We start from the raw sequence: 18401 nt of genomic DNA on the forward strand, positions 1-18401 counted from the left end.
GAGCAAACATGTTTGAACTGGAAACTGCCGCCCATCCGGAAACCCTGCGCCGGGTCGCGATCGATCCGGTGACCCGGGTCGAAGGTCACGGCAAGGTCACCCTGCTACTCGACCAGGACAACAAGATTCATCAGGTCCGCCTGCACATCGTCGAGTTCCGTGGCTTCGAAGTCTTCATCGAAGGCCGTCCGTACTGGGAAGTGCCGGTCACCGTGCAGCGCCTGTGCGGCATCTGCCCGGTCAGCCACCAGCTCGCCGCGGTCAAGGCGATGGATCAGATCGCCGGTTACGGCCCGCTCACGCCGACCGCCGAGAAGCTGCGCCGGCTGATGCACTACGGCCAGATGGTGCAATCGCACGCCGTGCATTTCTTCCATCTCGCCTCGCCCGACCTGCTGCTCGGTTTCGACAGCGATTTCACGCGCCGCAACATCGTCGGCGTCGCCCTCGATTTCCCGGAAATCGCCAAGCAGGGCGTGCTCCTGCGCAAGTACGGCCAGGAGGTGATCCGCCACGTGTCCGGCAAGCGCGTGCACGGCACGGGCGCCATTCCGGGCGGCGTGAACAAGGCGTTGAGCGTTGCCGAGCGCGACGAAATGGCGCGCGACATCGAGCAGATGATCGTCTGGACGCAGGGCGCCATCGACATGGTGCGCCGCCTGCACGAGACCAACCCCGGCTTCTACAACGTGTTCGGCGAATCGCCGGGCAACATGATGGGGCTGGTCCGTCCCGACGGCGCCCTCGATTTCTACCACGGCGCACTGCGTGCGGTCGATCCCAGCGGGCAGGCGATCTTCGATCAGGTCGATTACGCCAACTACCAGCAGGTGCTGCAGGAAGAGATCAAGCCGTGGAGCTACATGAAGTTCCCGCACATCAAGAGCCTCGGCGCCGACCACGGCTGGTACAAGGTCGGCCCGCTGGCCCGGGTGCAGGCCGCCACCTACCTGGCGACACCGCTGGCCGAGATCGAACGGCAGAAGATGATGGCGCTCGGCAATGGCAAGCCGGTGCATGGCACGCTGCTCTATCACTGGGCGCGCCTGGTTGAAATCCTGCACGCCGCCGAGATGATCCGCGACCTGCTGAACGATCCGGACATCCTCGGCACCGACCTGATGGCCGACCGGGGCGAGCGCCGTTTCGAAGCGGTCGGCGTGATCGAGGCGCCGCGCGGCACCTTGTTCCACCACTATCGCGTCAACGAGGACGACCAGGTTACCTACTGCAACCTGATCGTGTCGACGACCAACAACAACCAGGCGATGAACGAGGCGATCCGCACCGTCGCGCGCCAGTACCTGGACGGTCGCGAGTTGACCGAAGGCCTGCTCAACCACATCGAATGCGCGATCCGCGCCTACGATCCCTGCCTGTCCTGCGCCACCCATGCGCTGGGCAAGATGCCGCTGATCGTCGAACTGGTCGATGCCGGCGGGGCGGTGGTCGACCGCCTGAGCCACGGTCTGTGACGGCGCCCGTCGTCGTCTTCGCCATCGGCAATCCGAGCCGTGGCGACGACGCCATCGGGCCGCTCCTCTGCGCCCGGCTCGATAGCTGGCTGCTGGCCCGCGGGCTGGCGGCCGGGGTCGAGTTGATCGAGGATTTTCAGCTCAACATCGAGCACGCGATCGACCTCCAGGGGCGCTCGCTCGCCCTGTTCATCGATGCCGCGGTCAACCAGGAAGCGGCGGTGGTCTTCCGGCAGATCGGGCCGTCGGCGACGATCACCCATTCGTCGCACGCCTTGCCGCCGGAAGCCGTGCTCCAGGTTTTTTTGCAGACCGAAGGCGCGGCGCCGCCGCCGTCCTTCGTCCTCGCCGTGCGCGGTGTAGCCTTCGCCCTCGGTGAGGCGCCCGGGGTGGCCGCGCGGGCGGCGATGGACGAGGCGATGCAACGGCTCGAAGTACTGTTCGCCCAGCCGCAACTTGCCGCCTGGCAGGCGCTGGTCAACTGAGCGTCAGGCCGCCGGCCTGGCTTCGGCGAGGCGGGGCAGCGTGAACCAGAAGGTCGAGCCTTCGCCTTCGACGCTGTCGACGCCGATTTCGCCACCCATCATTTCGACCAACTGGCGCGAGATCGACAGGCCCAGGCCGGTGCCGCCGTAACGGCGGACCGCCGAACCGTCAACCTGCGAGAAGGGCTTGAACAGGCGGCCCATCTGCTGCGACGGGATGCCGATGCCGCTGTCGCGGACGACGAAGCGCAGACGGTCGTCGCCATCCGGCAGGATTTCGAGTTCGACGCGGCCGCTGGCAGTGAACTTGATTGCGTTGCCGATCAGGTTGTTCAACACCTGGCGCAGGCGTCCCGGGTCGCCGCGCAGGGTTTTCGGCAGATCCGGCGCCAACTGCCGGGTGAAGGCCAGCGATTTCTCCTGGGCGAGCACCGCCAGCAGCTTGCAGGTCTGGTCGACGAGATCGGCAAGCGGGAATTCGACGCACTCGATCGGCAGTTTGCCGGCTTCGATACGGGCGAAATCGAGCACATCGTTGATCACCGCCAGCAGCGCGTCGGCGCTCTGGCCGATGATGTCCGCGTACTCCTTCTGCTCGGCGTCGAGCGGCGTGTCGAGGAGCAACTGGGTCATGCCGATGATGCCGTTCATCGGCGTGCGCAACTCGTGGCTCATGTTGGCGAGGAATTCGCTCTTCGCCCGGCTCGCCTCGCCGGCCAGCGCGGCGGCATGGTGTTCGGCGGCGAGCACGCGCTCGTTGGCGATGGCCAGCGCGAACAGGTTGCCGATGTGCTGCAGGGTTTCCTGGCGGGCCGGCGAGCGTTTCGCTTCGGCGGTGCCGTGCAGGCAGAGGATGCCGAGGCAGGTGTCGCCGAGCAGCAGGGGAACGACGCAGCGGCCGTCGTCGGTTGCGGGGTCGCCGACGCAGCGTCTGGCGACCATGACCCGGCTGTTGGCGGCCGCCTGCTTGCACAGCCGGCCGTCCTGACTGATCCCGCCGTCGCAGGGCGGAATGCTGCCGTCCGGCGCCGGCAGCAGGATGCGCGGCGGCGGTTCGGTCGCCAGGCCGGGCAGCCCCCGCAGCAGCTTCAGCGCTTCGTTCAGGCGCTCGTCGAGCGGGCGTGGCTGATGCAGACTGCGGGCAATGGCGAACTTCACCTCGGCCTCGCGGCGGGCTTCGCGCTCGGCCTGCTCGCGCTCGCAGCGCAGGCTGATCTCGGAGGAGGCGCCGCGGTAGCCGCGGAAACTGCCGTCGCCGGCAAACACCGGTACACCGCTGCTGGCGATCCAGACCTGTCGTCCATCCGGCAGCGTCAGGTGATGTTCGAGACGGTGGAAGGCGTGGTGTGCTTCCAGGTCGGATGCCAGCGCCTGGGCGCGGGGATGTCCGGGATCGTCGTCGAGGACGACGAAATCGTCGAGCCGGGTGCCGATCAGTGCGCTTTGCGGCAGGCCGAGCAGGGTCGAGACGTTGTCGGTGAGGAAGCTGAAATGCAGGCTGGCATCGGTTTCCCAGAACCACCAGTCGGAACTGGTCGAAAAGATATCGGCAAAGCGCTGCTCGTTTTCGGCGAGCGAGACCCTGGCGGCTTGCTGGTCGCGTTCGATGGCGCCGGTCAGACGATGCAGGGCGAAGCCGAGCAGGGCGGCCAGCGCGCTGGCGGCGGCCAGCGCGAACAGCAGCTTGCCGGTGCTGGCGGCGCGCTCGGCGGTGGTGTCGCGCAGCACGGCCAGCGAGGCGACCGGTCGGTGCTGGTAATCGGGCAGCGGCAGCAGGGTTGCCGACCAGCGCCGGTCGCCGTCGCTGACCGCAAACACCTGGTCGGGCCAGCCGCCCGGGTGGGCGTTCCACTGCCTGGCCAGGTCGGCGGGCAGGGCGGCGAAATGGGGGTGAAAGAGGGCGATCTGCGGCTGGTCGTCCCAGTTGCCGCCGTAAGCGAGCGCCGCCTTGCCGGCGTCGAAGGCGGCGCGCCCGGTGTGGCGCTTGTCGACGCCGCTGATCAGGGTCAGGCCCAGGGTCTTTGCGATCTCGCGGATGAAGCCGTCGACCTCCAGTCCCATTTCGACGTAGCCAAGCAACTCGCCGGCTTCGTACCAAGGGTGGACGTGGCGCAGGGTATAGCTGCCGAGCGGTCCGAGTTCGATACCACGCGCCGCCTTGTCGTAGGTGGCGGCGTCGGCCAGGGTCTGGCGCTCGATGCGGTCGCCGCTGCGCTGCGGCGCATGGACGCGCAGCAGGACGCGGCGGTCGGGGGTGATGAAGTACCAGTGGCTGATGCCGAATTCACGCGAGATTTCGGCAAAGCGCCGCTGGCTGGCGGCGAGCAGGGCGGCCGCGTCGCCGCGCCGCATGGCGGCGCGCAGTTCGGGACTGGCCATGGCCTCGGCCGCGAACCAGTCGAGATGCTGGCCGCTTTCCGCCAGCCGCAGTTGCCAGGAGCGGGCGGTCTGGGCGGCGGCCTGGCGGGTCAGTTCGCTTTCCTGGCTGCGCAGATGCAGGGCGAAGGCACCGACGAAGATCGCCACCAGGCCGAACAGGGCGAGGCTGACCGGGACGAGGATGCGGCGACGGAAAGGAATGCTGGGCTGGAGGGAAGACATCAGCGACCCGCCCGCGAGCGGGGCGACGGAAGGTTGCCGGAAGGCCCGCCGACGCCGGAGCGGACGGGCCGGGGACGATCAGCGATAGACCAGAACCGGGATCTTGGAATGCGTCAGCACCTTGTTGGTCTCGCTGCCCAGGAGCAGGCCACTGATCCCGCGGCGTCCGTGCGAAGCCATGAAGATCAGGTCGCAGCCGGCCTTTTCGGCGGCTTCGATGATCGCTTCGTAGGGAATGTCGCTGGTTGCCGAGACGGTGACGCACTCGACATTGGCTTCCCGGCAGCAGGCGGCGACTTCTTCCAAGTATTGCGCGGCCTGCTGTTCGGCCATCTGGGTGAATTTTTCCGGCGTCGTCGGGTCGATCAGCGCGCCTTCGCCGAAATAGGCGATCGGATATTCCGGCTTGGCGTAGAACACGGTGACGCGGGCACCGGCTTCGCTGGCAAAGGCGACGGCACGTTTGGCGGTGGCCCGGGAAAGTTCCGAACCGTCGGTGGGAACCAGGATGTTCTTGAACATGCTATATCTCCTGAAATGGTCTGCTGGCGTTGCTTTCCGCCCTTTATGGGTTCATGCTACGCCAAGTCGGGAGGTTTTCAAACATGCGACTTGGCTTTTTCGGCGCCGCTGGCGAAGTGACCGGTTCCTGCACCCTGGTCGATACCGGGGAAGCGCGTTTTCTGGTCGATTGCGGCATGTTTCAGGGCGGTGCCGAAGCACGCGCCAAGAACGAACGGGCGCTGTCCTTCGGCTTCGACGTGCGGCGTCTCGACTTCGTGCTGCTTACCCATGCCCACATCGATCATTCCGGCCTCTTGCCGCGGCTGGCGATGCTCGGCTTCCGCGGCCCGGTGTACACGACGCCGGCGACCATCTCGCTGCTCGAAGTCCTGCTGCCGGACGCCGCCCATATCCAGGAAAAGGAAGCCGAATGGCAACTGCGCAACCGCCATCGCCGGGGGCGCAGCGAGCGCGGCATCCTGCCGCCGCTGTACACGGTGATGCAGGCCCAGGCAGCGCTCAAGCTGCTGCGCCCGGTGCCCTACGATGAAAGCTTCGCGCCGCTGGCCGGCATCGCTGTGCGCTTCCGCGACGCCGGCCACATCCTCGGTTCGGCATCGCTCGAGGTGACCGTCGCCAGCGGCGGCCACAGCCGCCGGCTGGTCTTCTCCGGCGATCTCGGCATGCCCGGTCGGCCGGTGCTCAACGATCCGGCGCCGCCGCCGGCGACCGCCGACGCGGTACTGATCGAATCGACCTACGGCAATCGACTGCACCGTTCGCTCGGCGAAACCGAGGAGGAGATCGTCAATGCCTTCGCGCGCACCCGTGCCGCCGGGGGCAACATCGTCATTCCGGCGTTCGCGGTCGGCCGCACCCAGGAAATCCTCTTCATCCTCACCGACCTGGTGCGGCGCAACCGGCTGCCGGCGATGAAGGTCTTCGTCGATTCGCCGATGGCCAACTCGGCCACCCGCATCACGCTCGAACATCGCCACCTGCTCGACGCGCCGACCCGCGAACTGATCGACTGGCAGCAGGCGCATCCGCGCCGGATGGACATCGAGTTCGTTGCCGACGTCGAGCGTTCGCGCCAGCTCAACGACATTCGTCACGGCGCGGTGATCGTCTCGGCGAGCGGCATGTGCGACGCCGGACGGATCAAGTACCATCTGCGCGAGAACCTGGGCCGCCACGAATCGACGGTGCTGATCGCCGGCTTCCAGGCCGCCGGTACGCTCGGTCAACGCCTGGTCAACGGGGCGAAGCTGGTCCGCATCTTCGGCGAAACGGTGTCGGTCAAGGCGAAAATCTGCACGGTCGGCGGCCTTTCCGCGCATGCTGACCAGGCGGCGCTGCTCGACTGGCTGGCCGGTTTTCACCGACCGCCCGGCAAGCTGTTCGTGGTGCATGGCGAAAGTTCGGCATCGGCGGCCTTCGCCGACGCCATCCGCGCCCGCTTCGGCTGGCGGGAAGTGCTTCTGCCGCAGGCGAACAGCTTCGTCACGCTGTAACATCAGATCAATCGGTTGTCAGGGAGAATTCCATGTCAGGCAATTCGGCAACACAAGACAGCAGCATCGACCTCGGCGGGCTGAGCCCGGTCGAGACGGTCAGCCGGGCAGTGAGCAAGGCGATCGATCCCTTCGGGGCGACCACCTCGCTGCTCAACGCGCAGATGGCGTGGCTGATGCACCCGCAGGAACTGACGCGCGCGGTCAACGCGCTCTCCGCCGACCTGCTCGCGTTGCAGGCGCACGTCGCCCGGCGGGCGCTCGGCATTGCGTCCGAGGACGTGATCCGGCCGCATGCCGACGACGCCCGTTTCGCCTCCCCGGTATGGAGCGATTCGGCGTCCTGGGACATCGTCAAGGAGTGGTACCTCGCCTTCACCCACCGCCTGCAGGACATGCTCTTCGAGACGCCCGGCATGTCGGACAAGGAGCGGCGGCGGGCGGCGTTCTGGTCGCGCAAGTGGCTGAACATGGTGGCGCCGACCAATTTCCTGTGGACCAACCCGGTCGCCCTCGAACGCGCCGTCGCCACCCAGGGCGACAGCCTGCGCCGCGGCTGGGCCAACTTCCAGCGCGACGCCAAGGCGAAGAACATCCAGATGGTCGAGCCCGACGCCTTCACCGTCGGCAAGGACCTGGCGACGACGCCGGGCAAGGTGATCTTCCGCAACCGCCTGGTCGAACTGATCCACTACACGCCGACCACCGAGCAGGTGCGGGCGATGCCGATCGTCATCGTCACGCCGTGGATCAACAAGTTCTACATCCTCGACCTGAACGCCAAGAAGAGCCTGATCAAGTACCTGACCGACCAGGGCTTCTCGGTCTTCATCACGAGCTGGAAGAATCCCGATGCCGAGATGCGCGACCTGCGCTTTGACGATTACCTGCTCGAAGGCGTCAATGAAGTGGTCCGCGTCGCCGGCGAATTCTGCAAAGTGCCGCAGGTGCACCTGGTCGGCTACTGCATCGGCGGCACCCTGGTCAGCACCTACATGGCCTGGGCCAACAAGCGTTTCGCCGCCGAGCAGATGCCGGTTGCGCACTGGACCCTGTTCACCACGCTGACCGATTTCTCGCACCCCGGCGACATCGACGTCTTCATCGACGAAGCCTGCGTCGGCGCGCTGGAAGAGACGATGGCCAAGCGCGGTTATCTCGACGGTGCCGAAATGGCCACCTCGTTCCGCCTGCTGCGCTCGAACAGCCTGGTCTGGCACTACTGGGTCAACAGCTACCTGCTCGGCGAAGCGCTGCCGCCTTTCGACGTGCTGTTCTGGAACGTCGATTCGACGCGCATGCCGGCGGCGATGCATTCCTACTACCTGCGCGAGATGTACCTCAACAACAACCTGATCAAGCGCGACAAGCTGACCATCGCCGGCGAGCCGATCGACCTCGACCGCATCGTCCAGCCGCTTTACGCGGTGACCGCCGAGGACGACCACATCGCGCCGTGGAAGCAGTGCTACCGCATCCGCAAGTACGTCAACGTCAAGGCGCCGGTGCGCTTCGTCCTGTCCACCTCCGGGCACATCCTCGGCATCGTCAATCCGCCGGTTAATCCGCCCAAGCGCGCCTACTGGATCGCCGAGCCGGAACGCAACGAGCACTGGGAACACTGGCTCGACCGCGCCGACAAGAAACCCGGCACCTGGTGGCAGGACTGGACCGCCTGGCTCGGCGAACGTACCGGCGAACTGGTCGACGCCTACCCGGCGGCGAACCGCAAGTTCCCGGCGCTGGCCGACGCGCCCGGCACCTACGTCCTCGAGAAATGAGCTTGCCGCTGGTGGGCGCCGCTGGTGCCGGCGAAGACCTGCGGCGCATCGTCCGCATCAACGAGGAGGTCAAGGCCGTCGTCGCCGTCGCCTTCCGCATCAACCTGATGGCGCTCAACGCCATCTTCCTGGCCAAGCGCGCCGGCATCAACGCGCGCGGCTTCGGCGTCCTCTCCAACGAGTTGCGCGTCTTCTCGCAGGACCTGCGGACGCAGATGCAGGCGCTGACCGCGCACATCCACGCCGGCGTGCGCGACGTTTCGGTCGTCCTCCAGGACATCCGCAACACCCGGCTGCTGCGCGCCGCCGTCGCCGGCGTCCCGGCGCACCAGCTGGACGATCTGGTGCGCCGCCGCGAACAGCTCAACGCCGAGCACCAGCAGCATCTCGGCGATTTGCGTCGGCAGTTGCGGCGGGCGCTCGAAGACGCCTTCCAACTGGTCGAACTGGGTGGCGTGCTGGCCAAGTCGGCGAAGATCGAAGCGGCTTACGGTCAAGGCTTTGCCGGGGCGCTGACCCAGGTTTCCGGCGAATTCGACGGCGTCGTCGAGGAAATACGCAATTCGCTGCAGGCGCTGCAGCGTTCGGATTTTTTCAAGAACAACTAAGACGGGTAGGGGCGGGGTGAAGAAGACCAGTACCATTTTCCAGGACGGCGACCACAAGTGGGTCGCCATCGTGCGCGACCCGGAGCGGCCGGGGCATCTGATCGATACCAACGAATACCTGGTCACCCACGGCGGCAAGGGCATCCTGCTCGACCCAGGCGGCGCCGAAATCTTTCCCGCTGTCTTCTCGGCGCTCGCCGGCGAATTCGATCCTTCCGCGCTGAGCGCGCTGTTCGCGTCGCACCAGGACCCCGACATCTGCTCGTCGCTGGCGCTGTGGCTGGAATTCAACCCCGGCCTGCGCTGCTACGTCAGCTGGCTGTGGGCCGGCTTCATCCCGCACTTCGGCGGCGCCCCGGAAACCTTCGTGCCTATCCCCGACGCCGGCATGGAAATATCCCTCGGCGGTCTGCCGCTGCAGGCGGTGCCCGCCCATTACCTGCATGCCTCCGGCAATTTCCACCTCTACGACCGCAAGGCGAAGATCCTGTTCTCCGGCGACGTCGGCGCGGCGCTCCTGCCGGCCGGCCAGGATGGCCTCTTCGTCGACGATTTCGACGCCCACATCCGCCACGCCGAAGCCTTTCACCAACGCTGGATGGGCTCCAACGAAGCCAAGCGCCGCTGGTGCGAACGCGTCGCCGCGCTCGACATCGATTTCCTCTGCCCGCAGCACGGCGCCATCTACCGCGGCGCCGACGTACAGCGTTTCATCCACTGGTTCGACGCGCTGCCGGTGGGTGTGATCGGCGGCTGAGGCAGGTCGCGCCCCGCTTCTCCGGGGGCGACCTGCCGGGGCGACGGCAATCCCCCTCGCCGGCGGCGACGCGCAAAGAATTTGCTGGAGGCATTCTTCAATCGGCGCGTAAATCCGTCTAACATTGCGTAACGCAAGCGCATCGACCGGAGATGCGCCGCCAGACATGGGGAGTTGGGCGGAATGGCGACGGCATCGGCTGAAAAGGTCAAGCGTCAATACAATCGCTGGGTGGCGACGGAGTCGATCGAGGACTACGCGCTGCGCTATTCGCCGGCGAGTTTCCGCAAGTGGTCGCCGTCGGTGATCGGCAACACCATGATCGGCACCAACTCGGCGCTCTCCTACGAGGCGATCGGCGCCCTGCTGCTGCTCGATTTCGGCTTCGCCAACGCGATCTGGGCGCTGATCTTCGCCGGCATCATGATCTTCGTCGCCGGCCTGCCGATCTGCCAGTATTCGGCGCGCCACAACATCGACATGGACCTGCTGACGCGCGCCGCCGGCTTCGGCTATGTCGGCTCGACCTTCACCTCGCTGATCTACGCCTCCTTCACCTTCATCTTCCTCGCCGTCGAAACCGCCATCATGGCGCAGGCGATCAAGCTCTACTTCGGCATGCCGCTGTGGCTCGGCTACATCGTGTGCACGGTGGTGGTGATTCCCGTCGTCTATTACGGCGTCACCGCGATCAACCGTTTCCACCAATGGACCCAGCCACTGTGGCTGATCCTGCTCGCCGTGCCCTTCTACTACGTGCTGACGCGCGAGCCGGCGGCGCTCGCGGCGATGACCCGCTTCGCCGGCGATGTCTCGAAGAGCAACGGCTTCGATCCCTACCATTTCGGCATCGCCGCCGGGATCTCCTTCGCGCTGATCGCCCAGATCGGCGAGCAGGTCGATTACCTGCGCTTCATGCCCGAGCGCGAGCGCGGCAACCGCCTCGGCTGGTGGTTCAACATGCTGCTCGGCGGTCCCGGCTGGATCGTCATCGCCTTCCTCAAGCAGCTCGGCGGCATGCTGCTCGCCGCCGTCGCGGTGCTCGCCGGGGTTGCCGTGGCCGATGCCAAGGAGCCGATCCAGATCTTCAACACCGCCTTCCGCTACGCCATCGACAACCCGGAAACGGCGCTGCTGATCGGCGCCATCTTCGTCTGCGTCTCGGAACTCAAGGTCAACGTCACCAACGCCTACGCCGGTTCGCTGGCCTGGTCGAACTTCTTTTCCCGCATCACCCATTCGCACCCGGGGCGCGTCGTCTGGCTCGTCTTCAACTGCGCCATCGCGCTGCTCTTGATGGAACTCGACCTGTTCGAGGCGATGAACAGCGTCCTCGGCCTCTATTCGAACATCGCCGTCGCCTGGGTCTGCGCCGTGGTCGCCGACCTGTCGATCAACAAGCCGCTCGGCCTCAGTCCGCCGCTGGTCGAATTCAAGCGCGCCCACCTGTACAACTTCAACCCGGTCGGCGTGGTCAGCATGACGGTGGCGTCGATCGTCTCCACCATCGCCTTCAGCGGCGTGCTGGGCGACTACGCGCAGGCCTATTCCTGGCTGATCGCGGCGGCGCTCGCCTTCGTCCTCGCCCCGCTGATCGCCTACGTCACCAAGGGCAAGTATTACATCGCGCGCCGCAGCAGTTTCCCGGAGCGCTCGAACGCGCTGGTCACCTGCGGCATCTGCGAACACCATTACGCCGAGGCCGATTCGGCCTACTGCCCGCACCACGGCGTCAACATCTGTTCGCTGTGCTGCACGCTCGACCCGAACTGCAAGGATGTCTGCAAACCGAAAGCCAGGCGCTGGTCCGACATCTATCGCGACGCCGTGCATGCCGCACTGAACCGCTTGTCATGGCGGGAGGTTTCGCGACTGAGCGCGCAACGCGTCGCCACCTTCACCCTGATCTGGGGCTTCATGCTGCTGATGATCGGGGTGACCTTGTGGACGACCCTGCCCGGTGGCATGAAGGCGTTTTCCCCCGAGGTGCTGGACAAGTTCGACGACTACCTGATCCGCATCTTCTTTGGCCTGGCGGTGTTGTCGAGCATCGCCACGTGGTGGATCACGCTGTCCGAGGAGAGCCGCAACCGTGCCGAGGACGAGTTGCGCAGCGCCAAGGAAAGCGCCGAAGCGGCCACGGTCGAACTGGCCCGCGCCGCCGAGCGCACGCGCATGCTGCTCGATACGGCGAACGACGCGGTGATCACGATCGACGCGCAGAGCATGATCGTGGATTGGAACCCGGCGGCGGAGCAGATTTTCGGCTGGCGGCGCGACGAAGCCATCGGCCAGAAGATGAGCCAGTTGATCGTCCCCGAGCCGTACCGGGAAATGCACGAAGCGGGCGTCCGTCGTTTCGCCGAGACCGGCCAGGGCAGCCTGGTCAACCAGCGGATCGAGATCACGGCATTGACGCGGGAGAAGGGCATCATCGATGTCGAACTGTCGATCTGGCCGGTCAAGGTCGGCGACAGCTACACCTTCAGTTCCTTCGTCCGCGACATCAGCCGGCGCAAGCGCGCCGAGGAGGAGCTGGCGCGGGCGCGCGACGTCGCCCTGGAGGCGACGCGGCTGAAATCGGATTTCCTGGCCAACATGAGTCACGAGATCCGGACGCCGATGAACGCCATCATCGGCATGTCGCATCTCGCGCTGAAGACCGACCTCGATGCCCGCCAGCGCGACTACATCGCCAAGGCCAACCTGGCCGCCACCTCGCTGCTGCGCATCATCAACGACATTCTGGATTTCTCGAAGATCGAGGCCGGCAAGCTGGAGCTGGAGCACACCGCGTTCGCCCTCGACGAAGTCTTCGAATCGGTGCGCACCGTGGTCGGCGGGCGCGCCGCCGAAAAAGGACTGGAGTTCCTGATCAGCGTCGATCCGGCGACGCCCGGCCATTTCCTCGGCGATCCCACGCGTCTGGGGCAGGTCCTGATCAACCTCGCCAACAACGCAGTCAAGTTCACCGAGCGCGGGCGCGTCGAGATTGCCGTCGCGCCGCAGGAATTGCGGGGCGAACAGGCGCTGCTGCGCTTTCGCGTGCGCGATACCGGCATCGGCATGACGCCGGTGCAACTGGAAAAGCTGTTCCAGCCGTTCTCGCAGGCCGACGGCTCGACCACCCGCAAATACGGCGGCACCGGTCTCGGTCTGACCATCAGCAAGCGCATCGTCGAAGCGATGGGCGGCGAGATCGCTGTCGACAGCATCGCCGGCGTCGGCTCGCAGTTCAGCTTTGCCGCCGAATTCGCCGTGGTGGACGACGAGCAGTTCCGCAGCCACGTCTACCGGGCGGACGACGACACCCTGCTGCCGAACGGCATGCTCGACGGTCTGCACATCCTGCTGGCGGAAGACAACCCGATCAACCAGCAGATTGCCATCGAACTGCTGCGCGAAGCCGGCGCGGCGGTCGATGTCGCCAGCAACGGCAGGCAGGTGCTGGACATGCTGAACGCCGCTGCGGCGCCCACCTACCACCTGCTGCTGATGGACCTGCAGATGCCGGAAATGGACGGCATCGAGGCCACCCGGCGGGTGCGTGCCGACGGCCGCTTCGCCGATCTGCCGATCGTCGCCATGACCGCGCACGCGATGATCGAGGAGCGGCAACGCTGCATCGACGCCGGCATGGTCGACCATGTCGGCAAGCCGATCGATCCGCCGAGTTTCCTGCGCACCATCGCCCGCTGGGCGCGCTATGCCGGCACCCAACCCGGGGCCGGCACACCGTCCCGCGGCGGCGAGCCGGCCGTTGCGCCGGTTTTCCCGGCGATCGACGGCCTCGACGTGGTCGCCGGCCTGCAGCGGGTGAACGGCAAAACGGCGCTGTACCGGGAAATGCTGCTGCAGTTCGTGCAGCATCAGGCCGAGCACGACCGCCAACTGCGCAGCGCGCTGGCCGCCGGGGACACGGCGCAGCTTGCCCGGTTACTGCATACCCTGAAGGGCGTGCTCGGCAACCTCGGCGCCGAAGCCTTGCACCAGCAGGCGGCGGCGCTGGAAAGCGCGCTGCGCCAGGATCACCTGGCGGCCGAGGCGGCCGCCGGATTCCTCGACGCCCTGGCGGCGCTCGCCGAGGCGATCCGCCTGGGCGTCCTGCCGGCCGCCGCCAACGCGCCAGCGACGACGGCGGCGGCGACCTCGGCCGAAGCCGCCGCCATCCTGGAGCAACTGGCGGCCTATCTCGCCGATCAGGATGGCGCGGCGATCGACTACCTGATCGATCACCTCGCCGCCTTCCGCTCGGCCTTGCCGGCGGCGGCTTGCGAAACCTTCGAAAAAGCTGTCCACGACTACGAGTTCCGCAGCGCGCTGGACATTCTTCATGCCACTGTGGGAGGGCTGCGCCATGAGCGTTGATGCCGTCAAGACCAGCATCCTCGTGGTGGACGACACCCCGGAGAACCTGCGCCTGGTCAGCGCGCTGCTGATGGACGACTACAAGGTGCGGGTCGCCACCAACGGCCCGCAGGCGCTTGAACTGGCGGCCCAGGCGCCGCCGCCGGCGCTGATCCTGCTCGACATCATGATGCCGGAGATGGACGGCTACGAAGTCTGCGCGCGGCTCAAGCAGAATCCGGCAACAGCCGACATTCCGGTGATCTTCCTCACCGCGCGCACGGAATCCGAGGATGAGCGGCGCGGCTTCGAGCTCGGTGCGGTCGATTACGTTGGCAAGCCGATCAATCCGCTGATCCTGGTCGCCCGCGTGCACACGCACGTCGCCCTGAAGCGCAGCCGCGACCAGTTGGCGCAGCAGAACGCCTGGCTGGAACAGGAAGTGCAGAAGCGCACGCGCCAGGTGCAGCGCATCCAGGACGTGACGATCATCGCCATGGCTTCGCTGGCCGAAACCCGCGACAACGAGACTGGCAACCACATCCTGCGCACGCAGCGCTACGTCAGGGCGCTCGCCCAGAGCCTGCGGCGCAACCCGAAATACGCCGGCGAACTCGACGAGCTGACCATCGAATTGCTCTACAAATCGGCGCCGCTGCACGACATCGGCAAGGTCGGCATTCCCGACCACATCCTGCTCAAGCCGGGCAAGCTCGACGACGCCGAATTCGAAATCATGAAAACCCACACCACGCTGGGCCTCGAAGCGATCCGCCGCGCCGAGCAGCATCTGGAAGGCGAGGACGGCTTCCTGCGCATCGCCGGCGAAATCGCCCATGCGCACCAGGAGAAATGGGACGGCAGCGGTTACCCGCAAGGTCTCGCTGGCGAGGCCATTCCGCTGTCGGCACGGCTGATGGCGGTGGCCGACGTCTATGACGCGCTGATCAGCAAGCGCGTCTACAAACCGGCCTTCAGCCACGAGCAGGCGGTCGCCATCATCCTCGAAGGCAGCGGCAAACATTTCGACCCCGAGCTGATCGCCGTATTCCAGGAAATCGAGGACGAGTTCCGCAGCATCGCCCGCCAGTTTCAGGACCATGAATAGGGCCTTCGTTCCCCGGTGACAGCCGGCCGGCGGTGACGCGTGCTTCGTTGCCGGAGTATGATGAAGTCAATATCCGCCCTGCGGCGACGGCGGCAGGGAAGGGCGCGCTGCCGGCCGTGTCGGTCACGGCGGCGATTTCCTGAAGTGTCCGGGCAGCCTTTTTACGCTCCGGCAAACGACGGACGGGGGACGATGACCGCAATCAGCCAAAACGCCGCATTCGATGCTGCCTGGGGGCGCACGCTCGGCCGGGCGGGGCTGGTCTGCGCGGCCTATTTCATCGCCGGCTGGCTGGGGCTGAAGCTCCCTTATTTCGACTCGCACATCACGCTCATCTGGTTGCCCACCGGGATCGCCGTCGCCGCGCTGCTGCGCTGGGGAAACGCGATGTGGCCGGGAGTCGCGCTGGCGGCCTTCCTGGTCAACTCGGCGATTGGCGCGCCGCCGCCGCTCGCCTGCGCCACCGCCGTTGGTAACACGCTGGCGCCGTGGCTGGCCGCTAGCTGGCTGCGGCGGGTCGGCTTCAACCTGTCTTTCAGCCGCCAGGTCGACGTCGTCAACTTCATCGCCGCCAGTGGCAGCGGCATGCTCGTTTCGGCCTCCGGCGGCGTTCTCTCCCTCTACCTGGCGGGCGAGGTGAGCGGTGACGCCATCGGTATCGCCTGGCTGACCTGGTGGGTCGGCGATACCGTCGGCGTCCTGCTGGCCGGTCCGCTCCTGCTGCCGCTGACCTGGGAAAACCTCGCCCGGCTCGGCGGCAAGAAGCGCAGCCTGGCGCTCTGGTTCGTGATCGCCGGCATCGTCGCCTGGCTGGCCTTCGTCATGAACTACGGCGAGGCCGGCCTGCGCCTGCCGATAGCCTTTCTCACGCTGCCGCTGTTTGCCTGGGCGGCGCTGCATTTCGGTGTGCTGGCGGCGGCCGTCGCCTGTCTCGGCTTTGCCATGGTCGCTGCCTGGAGCGCGTCGGTCGGCGTCGGCGCCTTCCACTTCGGCGATGGCCAGCTCGGCCTGATCCTGCTCTGGAGCTACATCGCCACCACACAGCTGACAGGCCTTTCGCTGTCCGCCCTGAAAACCGAGCGCGACCACGCCGAGGAGGTGCTGTTCAAGAGCGAGGCGCGCCTGCGCCTGATGACCGAGAGCGTCAAGGATTACTCGATCATCATGCTCGATCCAGAGGGGCGGATTGCCACCTGGAACGAAGGCTCGAAACATCTGGAAGGCTACGCGGCCGATGAAGTCATCGGTCGGACGATCGATCTTTTCTATCCGCCGGAAGACGTGCGCCAGGACAAGCCGGCCAGGCTGCTGGCGCAGGCGGTCGGCGAAGGGCGGGCCGAGAATAGTGGCTGGCGGCTGCACAAGGACGGCAGCCGTTTCTTTGCCGACATGGTCCTTACTGCCCTGCGTGCCCCAAGTGGGGAACTGGTGGGCTTCTCCAAGGTGACGCACGACATCAGCGAACGCAAGCGTGCCGAGGACGAACAATTGCGCCTGGGCCGCGCCCTGCGCCTGCTCAGCGACTGCAACCTGATGCTCGCCCATGCCAGCGACGAACCGGCCTTGCTCAACGCGCTGTGCCATCTGGTCGTCGACAGGGGCGGCTACCTGATGGCCTGGGTCGGCTTCGCCGAGGACGACGCACGCAAGACAGTTCGTCCGGTCGCCCGCTCCGGTTACGAAGACCATTACCTGGATAGCGTTTTCGTCTCCTGGGACAGTCAGTTGCCGGAAGGCCGGGGGCCGACCGGTACGGCGATCCGCAGCGGTCGCACCTGCGTCAACCAGAATGTTCTCGACAATCCGCGGATGGCACCCTGGATCGAGGCGATCCGCCAGCGCGGCTACCGCGCCAGCATGGCGCTGCCGTTGATCTGCGAGCACCGGACGATCGGCGCGCTGACCATCTATTCCGCCGCCAGCGACGCCTTCCAGGCGGAGGAGGTCGGTTTGCTAGAAGAGCTGGGGCGCAACCTCGCCTTCGGCATGGAGATGCTGCGCAGCCGGGTCGAACGCGACAGCGCGCAGGCGGCGACGCACGCCAAGAGCGTCTTCCTCGCCAACATGAGCCATGAAATCCGCACCCCGCTCAACGGCATCCTCGGCATGGTGCACCTGCTGCGCCGCGACGGCGTCACCGAAAAGCAGGCGGCCCGGCTCGACACCATCAACACCTCGGCCGATCATCTGCTCGGCGTCATCAACGACATCCTCGACCTGTCGAAGATCGAGGCCGGCAAGCTGACCCTGGAAAATACCGAGCTTGCCATCGAGGCCCTGCTTGCCAACGTCGCCTCGATCGTCAGCGCCAAGGCGCAGGCCAAGGGCCTGAAATTCCTGCTCAACAGCGAAAAGCTGCCGCGCAAGCTACGCGGCGACCCGACGCGCCTGACCCAGGCCTTGCTCAACTACGCCAACAACGCCATCAAGTTCACCCAGAGCGGCCAGGTGACCCTGCACGCCGGCCGGCTGGCCGAAGATGAGGACTCGGTCCTGCTGCGCTTCGAAGTCGAGGACACCGGCATCGGCATCGCGCCTGAAGCTTGCGCCCGGCTGTTCGACGCCTTCGAGCAGGCGGACAGCTCGACCACCCGGAAATACGGCGGGACCGGCCTCGGCCTCTCGATCACCCGGCGGCTGGCCGAGCTGATGGGCGGCAGCGCCGGGGTCAGTAGTACGCCGGGACAGGGCAGCCGCTTCTGGTTCACCGCCCGGCTGCTCAAGGACCACAACGCCGACGGCGGCGCCGCCCAGCCGGTGGTTGTCGCCGCCGAGCGGGTCATCGCCGAGCGCTACGCGGGCACCGCCATCCTGCTGGTCGAGGACGACCCGATCAACCAGGAAGTGGCGCAGGAACTCATCGCCAGCAGCGGCCTGCACGTCGATACCGCCGACGACGGCGAGCAGGCGGTCGCCATGGCGCAGGCTAAGGACTACGCCCTGATCCTGATGGACATGCAGATGCCGCGCATGGACGGCCTGAGCGCAACGCGGGCGATCCGCCAGCTGCCTGGCCGGCAGACGACGCCGATCCTGGCGATGACCGCCAACGCGTTCAACGAAGACCGCGCCCGCTGCCTGGATGCCGGCATGAACGATTTCCTGGCCAAGCCGGTGGTGCCGGAAATCTTCTTTGCCACGCTGCTGCGCTGGCTGGAGCGCTGATTGCCCGGCATGTGCGAAAGGCTTTGGACGAGGGGGGAAGATTGAGGCGATCTTGT

The 18401-nt window shown here is 66.4% G+C and carries 11 protein-coding genes; 9 read left to right on the forward strand and 2 right to left on the reverse strand.

The window, feature by feature from the left end; translation table 11 throughout:
• Positions 1-8 precede the first annotated feature (8 nt).
• Both AC0KWY_RS20070 and AC0KWY_RS20075 read left to right on the forward strand, forming a co-directional pair.
• Positions 9-1475, forward strand: a complete 1467-nt coding sequence (locus AC0KWY_RS20070) for a Ni/Fe hydrogenase subunit alpha (protein ID WP_474027255.1) — start codon at positions 9-11, stop codon at positions 1473-1475.
• Positions 1472-1960 carry a hydrogenase maturation protease gene (locus AC0KWY_RS20075; RefSeq protein WP_474027256.1) on the forward strand — a complete coding sequence of 163 codons (489 nt, stop codon included), beginning with the start codon at positions 1472-1474 and terminating at the stop codon, positions 1958-1960. The genes AC0KWY_RS20070 and AC0KWY_RS20075 overlap by 4 nt, the downstream gene beginning before the upstream one ends.
• A gap of 3 nt (positions 1961-1963) precedes the next feature.
• Here AC0KWY_RS20075 and AC0KWY_RS20080 read toward each other — a convergent pair whose 3' ends face one another.
• Positions 1964-4561 (reverse strand): ATP-binding protein, encoded by a 2598-nt coding sequence (locus tag AC0KWY_RS20080; protein ID WP_474027257.1) that lies wholly within the window; start codon positions 4559-4561, stop codon positions 1964-1966.
• 78 nt (positions 4562-4639) lie between these two features.
• Positions 4640-5083 (reverse strand): universal stress protein, encoded by a 444-nt coding sequence (locus AC0KWY_RS20085; RefSeq protein WP_474027258.1) that lies wholly within the window; start codon positions 5081-5083, stop codon positions 4640-4642.
• Between the two features lie 83 nt (positions 5084-5166).
• Here AC0KWY_RS20085 and AC0KWY_RS20090 point away from each other — a divergent pair, with 83 nt between their 5' ends.
• The 7 genes from AC0KWY_RS20090 to AC0KWY_RS20120 all read left to right on the forward strand — a co-directional run bounded on the left by AC0KWY_RS20090 (position 5167) and on the right by AC0KWY_RS20120 (position 18345).
• Entirely contained in the window at positions 5167-6579 is a 1413-nt protein-coding gene (locus tag AC0KWY_RS20090; RefSeq protein WP_474027259.1) for an MBL fold metallo-hydrolase RNA specificity domain-containing protein, read from the forward strand.
• 32 nt (positions 6580-6611) lie between these two features.
• The gene (locus AC0KWY_RS20095; RefSeq protein ID WP_474027260.1) at positions 6612-8360 is read left to right on the forward strand and encodes a PHA/PHB synthase family protein; all 1749 of its coding nucleotides are present in this window, start codon (positions 6612-6614) and stop codon (positions 8358-8360) included.
• A complete protein-coding gene (locus AC0KWY_RS20100) occupies positions 8357-8968 on the forward strand; it encodes a chemotaxis protein (protein ID WP_474027261.1) in 612 nt (203 codons plus the stop codon). The genes AC0KWY_RS20095 and AC0KWY_RS20100 overlap by 4 nt, the downstream gene beginning before the upstream one ends.
• A 16-nt stretch (positions 8969-8984) precedes the next feature.
• On the forward strand, positions 8985-9725 hold the full coding sequence (locus AC0KWY_RS20105) for an oxygen-binding di-iron domain-containing protein (protein WP_474027262.1): 741 nt from the start codon (positions 8985-8987) through the stop codon (positions 9723-9725).
• Positions 9726-9908: 183 nt separating this feature from the next.
• Positions 9909-14093 carry an ATP-binding protein gene (locus AC0KWY_RS20110; RefSeq protein WP_474027263.1) on the forward strand — a complete coding sequence of 1395 codons (4185 nt, stop codon included), beginning with the start codon at positions 9909-9911 and terminating at the stop codon, positions 14091-14093.
• Positions 14083-15180: a response regulator gene (locus AC0KWY_RS20115; RefSeq protein ID WP_474027264.1), complete on the forward strand. Its 1098-nt coding sequence runs from the start codon at positions 14083-14085 to the stop codon at positions 15178-15180. The genes AC0KWY_RS20110 and AC0KWY_RS20115 overlap by 11 nt, the downstream gene beginning before the upstream one ends.
• A 192-nt stretch (positions 15181-15372) precedes the next feature.
• Positions 15373-18345 carry an MASE1 domain-containing protein gene (locus AC0KWY_RS20120; RefSeq protein ID WP_474027265.1) on the forward strand — a complete coding sequence of 991 codons (2973 nt, stop codon included), beginning with the start codon at positions 15373-15375 and terminating at the stop codon, positions 18343-18345.
• Positions 18346-18401 lie beyond the last annotated feature (56 nt).

The sequence above is a fragment of the Azonexus sp. MM2026_4 genome, assembly GCF_055901855.1.

Coding starts and splice junctions, on each gene's coding strand:
- AC0KWY_RS20115 (WP_474027264.1), top strand. CDS start 14,083: ATGAGCGTTGATGCCGTCAAGACCAGCATCCTCGTGGTGGACGACACC.
- AC0KWY_RS20080 (WP_474027257.1), bottom strand. CDS start 4,561: ATGTCTTCCCTCCAGCCCAGCATTCCTTTCCGTCGCCGCATCCTCGTC.
- AC0KWY_RS20070 (WP_474027255.1), top strand. CDS start 9: ATGTTTGAACTGGAAACTGCCGCCCATCCGGAAACCCTGCGCCGGGTC.
- AC0KWY_RS20090 (WP_474027259.1), top strand. CDS start 5,167: ATGCGACTTGGCTTTTTCGGCGCCGCTGGCGAAGTGACCGGTTCCTGC.
- AC0KWY_RS20110 (WP_474027263.1), top strand. CDS start 9,909: ATGGCGACGGCATCGGCTGAAAAGGTCAAGCGTCAATACAATCGCTGG.
- AC0KWY_RS20120 (WP_474027265.1), top strand. CDS start 15,373: ATGACCGCAATCAGCCAAAACGCCGCATTCGATGCTGCCTGGGGGCGC.
- AC0KWY_RS20085 (WP_474027258.1), bottom strand. CDS start 5,083: ATGTTCAAGAACATCCTGGTTCCCACCGACGGTTCGGAACTTTCCCGG.
- AC0KWY_RS20095 (WP_474027260.1), top strand. CDS start 6,612: ATGTCAGGCAATTCGGCAACACAAGACAGCAGCATCGACCTCGGCGGG.
- AC0KWY_RS20100 (WP_474027261.1), top strand. CDS start 8,357: ATGAGCTTGCCGCTGGTGGGCGCCGCTGGTGCCGGCGAAGACCTGCGG.